This window comes from Vibrio atlanticus (assembly GCF_024347315.1).
Classification (GTDB): Bacteria; Pseudomonadota; Gammaproteobacteria; order Enterobacterales; family Vibrionaceae; genus Vibrio; species Vibrio atlanticus.
The window spans coordinates 1000500-1014318 of record NZ_AP025461.1 but is presented as its reverse complement, the minus strand read 5'-3'; the positions used below and the strand labels follow the sequence as shown (position 1 = coordinate 1014318).

At 41.5% G+C, this 13819-nt stretch carries 14 protein-coding genes; 10 read left to right on the top strand and 4 right to left on the bottom strand.

Going from position 1 to position 13819, the window contains the following annotated elements:
* Nucleotides 1-60 precede the first annotated feature (60 nt).
* The 7 genes from OCV30_RS20165 (at nt 61) to OCV30_RS20135 (ending at nt 6936) form a co-directional block, all read left to right on the top strand.
* The gene (locus OCV30_RS20165; protein ID WP_017076027.1) at nt 61-558 is read left to right on the top strand and encodes a hypothetical protein; all 498 of its coding nucleotides are present in this window, start codon (nt 61-63) and stop codon (nt 556-558) included.
* 115 nt (nt 559-673) lie between these two features.
* Nucleotides 674-1399 carry a fimbrial biogenesis chaperone gene (locus OCV30_RS20160; protein WP_065680010.1) on the top strand — a complete coding sequence of 242 codons (726 nt, stop codon included), beginning with the start codon at nt 674-676 and terminating at the stop codon, nt 1397-1399.
* Nucleotides 1400-1401: 2 nt separating this feature from the next.
* Nucleotides 1402-2088: a fimbrial biogenesis chaperone gene (locus tag OCV30_RS20155; protein ID WP_065680009.1), complete on the top strand. Its 687-nt coding sequence runs from the start codon at nt 1402-1404 to the stop codon at nt 2086-2088.
* On the top strand, nt 2072-4564 hold the full coding sequence (locus OCV30_RS20150; protein WP_244499058.1) for a fimbria/pilus outer membrane usher protein: 2493 nt from the start codon (nt 2072-2074) through the stop codon (nt 4562-4564). The genes OCV30_RS20155 and OCV30_RS20150 overlap by 17 nt, the downstream gene beginning before the upstream one ends.
* A complete protein-coding gene (locus OCV30_RS20145; RefSeq protein ID WP_065680008.1) occupies nt 4554-5435 on the top strand; it encodes a hypothetical protein in 882 nt (293 codons plus the stop codon). Before OCV30_RS20150 ends, OCV30_RS20145 begins: the two co-directional genes overlap by 11 nt.
* A gap of 95 nt (nt 5436-5530) precedes the next feature.
* The gene (locus OCV30_RS20140) at nt 5531-6214 is read left to right on the top strand and encodes a helix-turn-helix domain-containing protein (protein WP_065680007.1); all 684 of its coding nucleotides are present in this window, start codon (nt 5531-5533) and stop codon (nt 6212-6214) included.
* 407 nt (nt 6215-6621) lie between these two features.
* The gene (locus OCV30_RS20135; protein WP_065680006.1) at nt 6622-6936 is read left to right on the top strand and encodes a c-type cytochrome; all 315 of its coding nucleotides are present in this window, start codon (nt 6622-6624) and stop codon (nt 6934-6936) included.
* Between the two features lie 215 nt (nt 6937-7151).
* Here OCV30_RS20135 and OCV30_RS20130 read toward each other — a convergent pair whose 3' ends face one another.
* Nucleotides 7152-7703 carry a hypothetical protein gene (locus tag OCV30_RS20130; protein WP_065680005.1) on the bottom strand — a complete coding sequence of 184 codons (552 nt, stop codon included), beginning with the start codon at nt 7701-7703 and terminating at the stop codon, nt 7152-7154.
* 126 nt (nt 7704-7829) lie between these two features.
* Nucleotides 7830-8351 (bottom strand): hypothetical protein, encoded by a 522-nt coding sequence (locus OCV30_RS20125; RefSeq protein WP_065680004.1) that lies wholly within the window; start codon nt 8349-8351, stop codon nt 7830-7832.
* A gap of 528 nt (nt 8352-8879) precedes the next feature.
* Here OCV30_RS20125 and ylqF point away from each other — a divergent pair.
* Nucleotides 8880-9815, top strand: a complete 936-nt coding sequence (gene ylqF, locus OCV30_RS20120) for a ribosome biogenesis GTPase YlqF (RefSeq protein WP_009845440.1) — start codon at nt 8880-8882, stop codon at nt 9813-9815.
* Nucleotides 9816-10000: 185 nt separating this feature from the next.
* Here the strand turns inward: ylqF and OCV30_RS20115 are convergent, their stop codons facing one another.
* Nucleotides 10001-10546, bottom strand: a complete 546-nt coding sequence (locus tag OCV30_RS20115) for a GNAT family N-acetyltransferase (RefSeq protein ID WP_009845441.1) — start codon at nt 10544-10546, stop codon at nt 10001-10003.
* Between the two features lie 166 nt (nt 10547-10712).
* Between OCV30_RS20115 and OCV30_RS20110 the strand changes: the two genes are divergently transcribed.
* Nucleotides 10713-11855, top strand: coding sequence for an acyl-CoA desaturase (locus OCV30_RS20110; protein ID WP_009845442.1), 1143 nt, complete (start codon nt 10713-10715; stop codon nt 11853-11855).
* Between the two features lie 253 nt (nt 11856-12108).
* On the top strand, nt 12109-12399 hold the full coding sequence (locus tag OCV30_RS20105; protein ID WP_065680003.1) for a putative quinol monooxygenase: 291 nt from the start codon (nt 12109-12111) through the stop codon (nt 12397-12399).
* 230 nt (nt 12400-12629) lie between these two features.
* On the opposite strand, the gene manA is transcribed toward OCV30_RS20105, so the two are convergent.
* Complete coding sequence (gene manA / locus OCV30_RS20100) at nt 12630-13817, bottom strand: mannose-6-phosphate isomerase, class I (protein ID WP_017070588.1); 1188 nt, start codon at nt 13815-13817, stop codon at nt 12630-12632.
* Nucleotides 13818-13819: the final 2 nt, after the last annotated feature.

Below are 13819 nucleotides of genomic sequence, written 5' to 3'. Positions count from 1 at the left end.
TGCAGAACAAAATACGCTCAGCAGTATTCGAGCCAATCATTTAAGATAAAGGAATTTCTAATGAAAAAGCTAACACTCTACGCAGCAACAGTCACTGCTATTTTTGGTGCTCAAGTTCAAGCCGCTCCTGGTGATGTCCAGTTAGTTGGTTTTGTTTCACCTGTATGTGAAGTTACTGGTCTTTCAACACAACTGATGGACTTCGGTAACGTATCTCAAATTCAAAATCTTTCTGTTAGTGGCCTTAACATGAAGTGTAATGACGTCGATGGTGCAACTGTGACACTGACGAGTGCTGAGGGTGGTCTAGAGTCCGATGATAGCGAAGACTACGCTCTTACCTACGATGCAACATTTAACCCTTCAGGCTTAGCACCTTTCACGCTCAATGCACCAGGTGGCCCAGGTCAAAATGACGTTTCAGTCAGTAACTCTTATGGTGGTTCTGGAGTATTGGCGACTGGTGTTGCCGCGTCCATTGATATTGTGACAACAGAAACCTCCCCATGGGCAGGTGGTTATTCAGATACATTAACCGTAAATATCACCTCAAATTAGAGGTTAAATAAGTCGGGGGCTATTATTTGGCCTCCGACTTCATCTAAGCCTTAGTGGTATTAAAACTTAACCTCAGTTGTATTACCGACTCTAGTTTAATTTGGAGCTCATCGCGATGTATAAATGGATCATGCATAAATGGACTGTTCTCTTATTGTTGTCACTCACTTGTTTGTCAGCTCATGCGTTCAAAGTAGAGCCGATGTCTATGGAGATGACACCACTTGGTAAAAGAGCTCAAATGACGATGAGGGTTGAGAATTCGTCTACCGAACCACTCACAGTGGAACTGACTCCAGTATTTATGACTATGAATGAATACGGAAAAGAGACCACGACGCCTGCAGATGACGAGCTATTAGTGATTCCAGTAACTGCAATTATAGAGCCTGGGCGTTCGCAATCTATTATGGTCCGATATTTAGGCGATCCGTCTATTACAGAGTCAAAAGCTTTTCGTATTGCTGTCAAGCAAGTGAAAGTCCAAAGAGCAAGCAGCAACCAAGGGCAAGTGAGTCTGTTACTTCAGTTTAATACGCTTATCAACGTGCGACCTCAGAACACAGCCTCTCAACTAGAAATTAAAAGTATCGAACCAAATGACAAGAATAACAAATGGGTCCTTGAAGTACTGAACAGCGGTAATAGTTATGGTCGGTTAACCAATACGACATGGAAAATTTCTGACGGCACAAAATCAACCTATTTAAAAGGCGTAGAAATAGCCAAACGTATTCCAGGAACTTTAGTTCTTCCCTATTCCACTCGTTTTTTCGAAATGCAGCCACTTGAAAATTACAATGTAGACACGCTATCGATTGAAATCGAGCAGGATCAGTAGCAATGAGACGTTATATTTTGGGTGGGTTCATTTCTTGTTTTCTGTGTGCACAAGCGTTTGGCATAACACTGTTTCCAACCGTCATTGAACTCAATACCGATCACAGGGCAACATCGCAACTGGTTGTGACTAACAACTCAACGCGGGATCTCCCACTTGAAGCTAACGTTCGTCGTTTGAAATTCTTACCTGATGGCACGTTCCAGACATCAGATCTATCGAGTGAGGTGATGTTTGTGTTTCCACCTGCCGCTATGTTGGCACCCGGTGAGCGTCAAGTATTCCGTATACAATGGTTGGGAAACCGCTCACTCGAAACTTCCCAAAGTTACTTTGTTCGTTTCAGTACCGTGAATATTGGCCAGAACAACGCGAGAATAGATAAACCCATCGGTTTAACAACCGGTATCAATTTACAAGTTCACTATAATGCGTTGCTGCACATTCACTCATCCTCTTTAGTGCCTGACGTGAACTTACATATAGATGAACAAGGAAAACTAACACTCACTAATTCAGGGTCGCGATTTACCTATACATCGTTACTTCATTTTAAGGGGCTCGAATCTCAGAACCAAAAGGTACATGAGGCTTTAGGTGAACAATTTATTCCACCACGCTCGACTATTACTTTGCCTTCTTCTTTAAATTACTTACCAGTAGGCACTTATCATGGATATGAAAACTGAAACCTCTCACAAGATGTGGCAAGTTTTCTATGTCTTGGGATTAGTACTGTTTTATTGTACCGCCTTAAGCCCTGTAGCTTGGGGTCAGGAAATGGTATTGAACCCGACAGGACGCGATATTCAACTTACCTCTTTACTAAGAATAAGTGACACCATACTTGGTGAAGCGGATATTATCATTACCGCAAACAACGAAATTCTATTGCCAAAGGAAAGTACGCTGTCTCTCCTTTCGTCTGTCGTCACTCAAGAAGGTATTGGTAAGCTCCATGACACGACAGACAATGAGATGCTGTCGCAGCACCACTTTAAGAGCGTAGGGCTGGGACTTAATTTCGACTTTTCTTCGTTGGAATGTATCGTGACGGTTCCGCCAGAATTTAGCTTAACCCAACAACTCTCGATGAACGGCGCAGATGATTTTTATAACTATGCTGAGCCAAGTCTGTTAAGCGGATACGTTAACGTGGCCCTTTCCGCCAATGGGAGCCAATACGTCGATCAAAAATCGTCAAGGCAAGATCTTTATCGCAGTCAATTCGACTCGGCACTTAACATTGGTTTTTTCAATTTTGAATATGAATCCTATTTAGAAAATGGTTCATCACAAAAATCACAATATGTGAGAGAAGGAACTCGTCTTAATATTGATTTTGCACAGCAAGGTACACGACTTGTGCTCGGCGATATGTACAACAGTGGCCAATCTTTTCAGGACAGCACCGACATACTTGGTATTGGCTTAACTCGAGATTTCACACTGATTCCAACCAGAAATGCACGACCACGAGCCAATCAATCATTCACACTTCAAAGAGCCTCGAATGTCGATGTCTATATAGATGGAATTGCAGTCCAACGATTAACTTTAGGCGCTGGTAGCTACAACCTGAGTGATATACCTCTCGCGCAAGGCAGTAACGATATTGTACTCGTCATTACCGACCGTTCTGGGAACGAAGAGCGTATCGAGTTTTCTATTGCGACTGGTAACGACTTACTCAATAGCGGTGAGTTTGAATATAGCATTATGTACGGAGCACCCTCTGAACTCCAAAATGGACAATTAGAATACCTAACCGATGAGCGTATTTTCCATGGTTATGTTGATGTGGGTATTAACCCTTGGTTAACGTTAGGTACCAACTTTCAAACCCGTGAAGATTTATACCAATATGGTACTACCGCACTCATCGCTTCTAGATGGGGAGTCACTGAACTCAATGCTTCACGTAGCGAACATCCTATATTTGGAACTGGCGATGCTTACAAATTTGCATTTGATGCGGAATTTTCCAGTAAGAATACACTGGCTGCACAACTGAGTGTGAGTTATGAGTATCTGAGCAACAATTTTACTGGTGTTGCTGGGTTTGACGCCTCCGACAAAGACATCAACTTAACCACTCATTATGCTTCTGCATTCGGTTCGATTTATCTAAGTCGATCATTACGTGCCGCCATGACAGTCAATTACCGTTCAGGAATAGATAAAGAGAACGACTATTGGCTAATTAGCCCGAGTTTATCGGACGGACTGTTTGATACTCACGCGACTTGGAGTGCCCGTGTTAGCTATCAAGATCACGCAAGTAAAGACGATGACATCAGCACTACGCTCACCATAAGTTGGCCTCTTAGCCGACAAACTCGTGTCGTCGGTCGTTACAGTACAGAGCTAAGAGAAGCCGCCTTAGATTACAGCTATCAGAATAATATAGGTAACACCGGAGGGATATCTGGCTTTGCGAGTGTCATTACGAATGAAGAAACGGACGCCGATATGGACGCTGGTATTAACTATACAGCAAACCGTTACGAATTGAGTGCCACCCATGCCTCGCGACTTGACGACATTAGTGGTGACACAAGAAACCACAGTACCGACGTGACCATCAGCAGTGCACTTGCGTTTGCAGGTTCATCGGTAACGATCGGCAGACCAGTCCGAGAAGCATTCGCTATTGTCAGCAAGCATGAAAGCCTCGCAGAGAATGACGTGGCATTAGACCCAACAAAAGATGGAGAGTACGCACGCGTTTACCTTAACGGAGATGCCAGTGCCATGGTCCCTGATCTTGTTGCTTATAATAGCCAAGTCATCGGTTATGAGGTCGATAACTTACCACCGGGATATGATTTGGGGGATGGTGCTTTTTGGGTTAAGCCTGATTACAAGCGGGGCTTCCAACTACAAATTGGTTCCGATGCTGTCTTAACCGTGATTGGTAAGCTATACGACCGTCAAAGTAACAATCCAATTTCACTTGTCGCTGGTGTAGCACATTACCTTGGTGAAGCTAAACAGTTACCGATTGACTTCTTTACCAATCGGAGTGGCATATTTGCGATATCTGGGTTAAAGCCAGGGAAATATCAACTGATTCTTGACACTAAAGGACAAGAGTCAGCCGTCATTACTCTCAGCGAGCGCAGTGACAACTTGATCAGACTAGGAGATGTGTATGTGGATTAAACAACTTCGGTGGGGAGGATGGTTCCTCATCGCCATAAATTCTATATCCTCTGTATTAGCATGTGAAGCTAGTGCATTGACGATTCAACCCGTCTCATCCCAGTCTCAATACGACGTTTTCAACACTGGTACTTACGCAACAATTAATACTTATAGGATCGATGCGAATATAATTGGCGAAGACTGTAAATTGAGTTTGGTTCTACAACTTAATGATACTAGTCGGACGTTAAAAGGGGTAAACCAAGACAAACTCAACTTCGAGTGGAGTGGACAAGTGGGTGTGCCAATCGCCAATCAGTGGCATGTATCATTAACCGACAGTCAACCTTCAACAACCATACAAATGCGTTTCCCAAGCAAACAGTGGCTAGCGTCAGGAACCTACCGGGGTCTTTTAGAAGTGTCGCCCTCTTATAACTCAGACAACCAACAAATAGAGATCAGCCCTAGCTCACTCCCAGTATCCGTTACCGTGCCACCAGCTGCTAAAGTTCACTTTTATGGGTTAACTCAACAGCATTATGACCTTGATCTAGGAACATTATATTCAAACAAGATTATTCGTTCTGCACCGAACCTATGGGTGCAAAGCAATACAGCGTATACCATCGTATTGGAATCATCCCATCAAGGCATGCTACGTCATGAATCTGATGAGACAAAATGGGATATTCCATACGAACTTTCCCTAGATAACGATAGAGTAAACCTCGGTCAACTTGATGCAAAAATTCAGCGTATTTCGGCTACGATCGGTCAACCTATTCCTTTGAGTTTTGTAATTGGGGAAACAGAGAACAAACCGGGAGGAATATATGACGATACATTACAAATTTCTATAGAACCCCTCCTTTCACAGCAGCCTTAAATATGTAATTATATAAATCCTGAGATATGCAACGCAATTATATAAAACCTAGTATCATATAATCACAACACGATTTGTCAGTTTCGGAGTAAAGTATGCATAACAGTAAAAACAATTTAAAGCACATGCTCCTAATTGGCGATAACGGTATAAATAACCAGTTTATTCAACGAGAAATAGAGAAATACAGTGACTTTTGTTTTAGTCGTGAATGTATTTCAGGTATTAAACGTTCGAATCATCGCAAGACGTTTGATGTCATTCTCATTAGTTACTTACTCTTAGCTGACATCAAAGATGTTTACATCACCTTATCAAAAGTAGAGTCCAACAAATGGGTAATCTATGACGTTCCCTCTGATATTACCGGACAGAGTATTACCGTAATGCAACTATTCAACATGTTTAATATAAAGGGCATAATCTATCAAGATGCTCCTGTAGAACACCTTACACGTTGCTTGAAAACGGTTTGTGATGACGACCTATGGTTACCGAGGAAGTTAATGTCGCATATTTTATCCAATGCGCGCTCCCAAACATTCAAGTCACAGGTAATATTATCTACCCTTACAAAAAGAGAAGCTCAAATATTTAAACGAGTTATTAGAGGAGATACAAACTTAGAGATATCAAGTGAACTATTTATTTCAGAAAGTACAGTAAAAACGCATGTATATAATATATATAAAAAAATAAACGTAACCAACCGAAAAGAAGCAATAAGAAAAGCAAATTTTATCAATAGTTTAGAGACTATTATACAACCAGGCATGTAGTTAATATTTGAGTCACAAATATAGAGACACTGGATTGCAGTTATTTTTACAACAGATCGTATTATAATTTAGGCCCTTGAAAAGGTGATCTTCTATTATCCCCCTCCGTCATAAAATCACAGTTAGACTGAACAACGAAGTTTAAATCATATCACCAGTGACTTAATTACATTCTGCCCTCTAAGGTACGAATAGAATTTTTGAACTCACAAAACATCACTTCTTAAGCCCTCTACTCGCCTAACAGAACGAAGTCAGTTGTAACTGTCAACACTATTAGCTTCTAAAATATCTAAAGCATCTAAAGCATCTAAAGCATCTAAAGCATCTAAAGCATCTAAAGCAATTCGGACTTGAGCTTCCCCTTAGGGTAAGCTTTATTGTTATGTTTTTACCGGAGAAAAAGCATGACTTACCGATCCTTCACTTTACTATTACTCGCTCTTTCCCCTAGCCTTCATGCCTCTAATTTTGGCGATCCTGAACTGGGTAAAATGAAGTCACCAAGTTGCATTTTCTGTCATAACCCCACGGGTGAAACAAGTAACACTGCTTACCCAAAACTTTCTGGCCAAGATTCAACTTACCTCTATAACACAATGAAAGCTTACCAAAACGGTGATAGACAAGGCGCTTACGCTGAAATGATGCAAACACAACTGAGTAAACTTAATGATCAAGACTTGAAAGATATTGCGGCTTTTTATTCATCTCAGCCCTAAACACCCTCGATGATTGTTACCTAGCTTTGAAAATGCAGTGTACAAGGTTAATGGAATTAAGATTATCGAATTGCGCGTCCGTAGAGTAGAACCAAAACGATGTGCCCTTCAAATGCAATCGTACAATTTACTTAATAAAGTGGCTTTGGGCTTGTTCAACACTCGGGATTTAGTGTTGGCTGCGCAACACCTTAATCCTTATTTGTAAGGTAAATTTACACGGAGTCTTTCGCCATATCTTCTGGGATCAAGTGCTTAAACTCTGGCTGTTTTTGCTCAATGTAAAATAATATACCTGAAGCTGCATCTTCAACATAGCCCATAAATACGTCATAGCCGAAGTACAGATCTAACTCATAGTCCGAGCACATGTCAGGATTTTCACATACGGAAATAAATTCGTTGATCATCATATCGGCATTACGAATTCGTGTAGATAATTGGTATAAATTTCTGATTTGTTCGGGTGGAAGAAATGAAACATATTCGGCCTTTGATACGGCTAGAAATTCACCATAGACCTGATTTTTCAGGTCATATTTAAGTTTTGTAATATCTCGTTCTTCGCCATCAACCATGCGAAGATTCAGCCTAGTATACTGAGTATAATGAGCAATTACATTGAGCAACTCCCCTATAACAACGTTCGCACTATCCAAGCGTTTTTGGCACTGTTTTTTCTTATCAGCACGATAATTGAAGTAGATGTTAATTGCAGCGGCAACTACCGCTCCAAAAGCCAAGCCAATACTAAACTGAATTTCCATTGAACCTACAACTTCCTCTATTTACCTAACGCTAAGCTAAATTGCACGACACCTTGGCATACACTTTTGCGTAGCAAAAATGCCAAGCGTGGAGTGTCAGGTTAAGCGCCTTGTTATATTTGTAGTTTAAATCTCAGAGATCATTTTGAGAGTTCGAGATTTTGTTGTGGAACCAGGAATACTATCAGCAATTTTGGCCGCTAAAGAAAGGTTACCAGAATTGGCTGCCTTAATCGCAATGTAACTCAGAGTGTCGCTTTTAGTTGTACTACCCCGAATAGATTTTCCAATAGTATATGCAAGATCAAAATAACATACTTGTGCAGCCTTTTTTCCAAGATTCTCTAAAGCTTCATTCTGGCTAGTACTGCCTGGGATCATTTTGGCAATTTCAAACTTTACCTGAAAATCGTCACGAGTATAGTCACTTTGCTGACAAATAGAGCCGTCAGCTCCTTCTTTGGTTAACTTTGTAGGTGATACTGTTTCAGAGACCAGATTATCGTCTCTAGGTAAATGCTCACGCTGAGATTCTTTTTCGGTCTCCTTTAGAGCGTTGTCTAAAGAATGAGATTCATAGTAGGTAAGGACTGTAAATACAGCTGCAATAACTGTTGCAACTGAAGCTACTTTTCCAAGTGTGTTCAAATCAACCTCTCAAATACAACATTTTAATATCGTGCAAGCACGAATTCATCCGGTTAATATATCAAAAAGGTTACTTATAACCAACTGAATGCTATGCATTTAATATAAAAGTGGGTCTAAACATTCAGTGTGAAAACGTGCCCCACACATTGCCGCCTATGTAGGGCACGTTATCGTTCTCAACCATCCATTGTTCCAATTACTAATCAACAACTTAAAAGTAGCTATTCGTTTTATTCGTGCTCATTCAAAAATAAAAACTACTCTTCTTCGGGTCATGGTTGATTCAATACGCAATAAACTGTCTGTGTACAGACTAACTAAGAGGCAGTAACAACACTAGAATGCAGCGATACAACAGATTCCCCACACGAAACGTACACAGCAAGACTGCCCTCAACTTTAAAAGAACCCGATAAAAACTTGGTCTTAAGCTTTTAACGAAAGGCTTCTAACTAACATAGCGCTTTACACGCCCTAGCGAACCCTTACAATGTGCAGCAAATATATTTATCAAGGTTTATCTCTATGTCTATTCAATGGTTTCCGGGTCACATGCATAAAGCCCGTAAAGAAATCGAAGAAGTTATCCCACAGGTTGATGTGATCATCGAAGTACTGGACGCTCGTATCCCGTTCAGTAGTGAAAACCCAATGATCTCTTCACTGCGCGGCGATAAGCCTTGTGTAAAAGTGTTGAACAAGCGCGACCTTGCGGATCCTGAGCTTACTGAGCGTTGGATTGAGCACTTCGAGAAAGAGCAAGGCGTTAAAGCGATTGCGATTACTACTAGCGCTAAAGAAGAAGTGAACCACGTTATGGAGCTCGTGCGTAAGTTAGCACCGCACCGTGAACAGATGGGTAAGAACATTCGTACAATGATCATGGGCATCCCGAACGTGGGTAAATCGACCATCATCAACTGTTTAGCGGGACGTACGATCGCGGTTACTGGTAACCAACCTGCGGTAACTCGTCGTCAACAACGTATCAATCTACAAAATGGCGTGATCCTTTCAGATACTCCTGGAATCCTATGGCCTAAAGTAGAAAACCCACACAGTGGCTTCCGCTTGGCTGCAACAGGCGCTGTAAAAGATACGGCAATGGAATACGATGAAGTGGCATTCTACACAGTCGAGTACCTTGCAAAGCAATACCCTAACCTTTTGCAAGAACGCTACCAAATTGAAGAACTTCCAGAGTCTGATATCGAATTGATGGAAGCGATTGGTCGTAAGCGTGGCGCACTTCGTGCTGGTGGTCATATCGACATTCACAAATGTTCGGAAATCCTACTTCACGAACTGCGTAATGGTACTTTAGGTAAAGTAACGTTAGAGCTACCAGAAATGATCACACAAGAACTGATCGAAGTTGAAGAAGCGGCTGCGCTGAAAGCCGAACAACAGATTAAGAAAAAAGAAGAGCGTCGTAAGCGTTACTTGAAGAACAAGCGTTAATCTCTCTTCGTTTTAAGAAAAAATCACATGGTGCGACTAAGTGCCAAATAATTGAAGTGTCTAATCTAATCAAAAAAGCCCCGAACAATTTAATGCTCGGGGCTTTTTGGTTTGTTCTTCAGCTTTAAAGCAACTTCAGTAAGAGGCAGCTGTTGAGCAAGGAACCATTATTAAACTTGAAGTGACTAAGAATACACAATGCTTGCTGTTTTCTGTTCAAGTTCAACGGGAGAGCTCCAAGAAATCACCTTCTCATTCACTTGACTTCCACATGGTGCATTCCAAACTTGCTCTAGCTCTTCTTTACCACCAATCGCTTGATAAAAAGCAATCGCTTGGTGATTTTCAGACATCACCTCTAGGTACAGACCTGAATCCGAATAGTATTGCTGCAACCACTTCGATAATTCAGACAATAAACGCTTACCAACACCACGACCGCGATAGGCATTATCTACATGTAACGCATCGATGAACGTGCCACGCTCAAAGTTGTGATTACCAAACGCGCAGACGAAACCAACCAGTAAACCGCCCTCTTCAAGCAATAAAACATGTTGGTTAAAAGGAGGGTTAATCAAACGAGTCTGCCAAATAACAGATCTGTCCTCCAAAACATCATTTTCTAAGTAATCATCAGCAAGAATGCCACGATAATATAGCTTCCAGCTATCCGCGTGTAATTGGGCAATCCGCTCATAATCTTTATATTCAGCTACCTTAATTTCCATTTATTAGCCCTTAGTACTTCCATTTATGACTTGCTACTACATTTCACACTACCTTTATACAATATTTAAGCAAAACATACTAATACACGTTTACACTTTCAATATTGACTTACACGTGTACGCTGATATTCTAGCGCACAGATGTAAGCTCAATGGAAATTTGCTAATGAATAGTGCCGACAAACAATCTACAAAAAAGCCGCCATTAATCTGGCTCAATATTTTTGTATTCTCTTTTAGTATGCTGCTTGCTGTTGTTGCAGCTCCCGTTTATGGCTACTTTTTTGGCTATGGTATGGAGCACTGGATATGGCTAGCGATCTGCTTTACGTTCTGTAACCTTTCAATCACGACGGGTTATCATCGCTTATGGTCACACAAAGCGTTTGAAGCGCATTCAAGCCTAAGATTCCTGTTTGCACTAGGTGGCGCATTTGCCCTGCAGAACAGCGCGTTACACTGGTCTTCTGATCACCGTGTGCACCACAAGCATGTAGATAACAACGACAAAGACCCATACTCAGCAAAACGTGGTTTTTGGTATTCTCACATCGGGTGGATGATTCGTAACTACAGCACCTCGATGTATGAAAATTATGAAAATTGTCGAGATTTAAAGAAAGACAAAATTGTTATGTGGCAGCACAAGCACTATGTTCTGTTGGCATTGCTAATGAACTTCGGTGTTCCTATCGCTTTAGGTGTTATTTACGGTGACGTACTTGGCATGTTGTTAATCGTAGGTGCTGTTCGTTTGGTGCTTAACCATCACACGACATTCTTCATTAACTCTCTTGCTCACATCTGGGGTAGCCAACCTTTTACCGACAAAAACACGGCCCGTGATAACGGTGTGTTAGCGGTTCTAACTTTTGGCGAAGGCTACCACAACTTCCACCACATCTTTGAGAACGATTACCGCAACGGCATCTACTGGTGGCAATACGATCCTACAAAATGGTTGATCAAGAGTGCTTCTTTGATGGGATTGGCAAGCAAGCTTAAGAAAACCCCTCAAGCTCGTATCGAAAAAGCAGAAGCATCAATGTTACTTAAACGCACGCAGCAAAAGATCATGCATCGTGCCGACAAGCAGCAAATCGCGGACAAACTTCAACAAGAATTCGATGCTCTAGTATCAAACATGAACGAGTATTACGAAGTCAAAAAGCAGCTACTTGAAAGCAAACGCGAAGATGTTGTGAAGAAGTACGAACACTCTCTACTTAAAGTTCGTTACCAACAAATCAAAATGAATTTTGAGCAACAGAAAAAAAATTGGGCAATGACAGTGGAACAGTATGCTTAAGGTAGAACAATATACTTAAGGCTTAGTAGTCCGCTTAATGTACCAGTAACGACACTGCTTAACTCTTATTTGAAGCCCTCATATTTCTATGAGGGCTTTTTTATGAGCGCAACCGATCGCCCCAACGTTATGATCTCGGATTTAAATTGTGGACGCTCAGCACCATAGTTATTGGATTCCAGAACTCTTTCTTCAACCTGAATTTATACTTATATTACTTTAACTTACTGAGTTTAAATCTAAGGAATTGAAAATGAGCAAACTGACTATTATTGCAACGATCGTCTCTAAAGAAGACAAAACTGAGCTTGTTAAATCAGAGATGATTAAATTGATCGATAAAACCCGTGCTGAAGACGGCTGTATTAATTACGATCTGCACCAAGATAACAGTAACCCTGCCCACTTCATTTTTCATGAGAACTGGGAATCTGAAGCTCATCTAGAGAAACACTTAGCGAGCCAACACATCGCTGAGTACATGGCTGCGACTGAAGACTGTATCGAAACCTTTGTACTTAATAAAATGACGCACATTGCCTAACCAGTCACTCATTACTGATTCAATAAAAGCCCTGCTCTCAACGCAGGGTTTCTCTTTTGTACACACTTATATCGGCTCATTCTACTTATAAAAAAACCCGCAAGAGTAGCGGGTATGGTCAATAATCATGACTGTCAAAGACAGATAGGTAACAACCATCAATCCAATATTGAGTACCACTTTACAGTGGCACTCTGACATTTCTTTTGCTGACCGCTAGCACGGGGGCACTAGTTAAAAGCACGAGCCAAAATGCCATTCCCTTGATATTGGTAAACACTTGAATTACTACTTACAAAGACCGACTCTCCAGGCTTAAGAGAAACTGACCGTCCTTCTGAGGTGACGGTCGCCTCTCCTTCCACACAGAACAAGATCTCCGCGCTACGTAGATACTGTGACTTGCTCTCATCAGTCGCAGACAAGATATCAAAGCCAAAGTCATCCACTGGAATCGGATAGCTCATCTTGCCCTCTTTCAATACAGGCTTAAGACGAATATCTTCTGGCTTAATCGGCTCAAAGATCGTGTTATCGATAAGCTCAGGAACGTCTATGTATTTGGGTGTAAGACCGGCGCGCAGCACATTGTCTGAGTTTGCCATAATCTCCAAACCTGTGCCTTGAACATAAGCGTGAGGTGTTTCTGCGAACAGGAACATCGCTTCACCGGGCGCCAGTTCAACCGTGTTGAGCATCAATGGTGCAAACAAACCAATATCACCCGGATAGTGCTGTTTGAATTCAATGCTGTATTGCAAAGCTTCACGTCCCATGACCGTTTTTGCTGGTCGCGCATGTGCAGCATAAAGTTCATTAAGCGCAGACGCTTTGCGGTCACCTTCAAGAGACATAATTGCGCTAAAGAAAGACTTTAGAGAATCACTGTCGGCATTGGCTTTTAGTACATTAAGTTCAATCGCTAACGAAGGAATATCCGCTTCTTCGAACAAGGCAATAATATCGTCGATTGGACGAAAGCCATTCATCGCTTTGTAAAAGGTCAACGCATAAACCAACTCAGGTTTATGATTTGGATCTTTGTAGTTACGATTAGACGCATTCAAAGGGATGCCAAGTGCATTCTCTCGCTCAAAACCTAATTCTGATTTTCGCTTGTTCGGGTGAACCTGAATTGATAATGGTGTTTCAGCGGCCAACACCTTAAACAGGAAAGGTAATTCACCAAAACGTGCCGCCGTGTACCCGCCTAAGACATCGATTTTGTTTTCATCAATCATGTGAGAAAGCGACTCACCGGTATCACCTACTTTTGAGCAACCATTAGGATGAGCACCCATCCAAATTTCTGCTTGCGGTTCTTGGTTTGGGTTCACAATACCAAACAGTTGGTTGATGGAGTCTTTGCTTCCCCATGCGTAGTTTTGAATAACGTTGTCGAGTTTAAATAGAGACATAA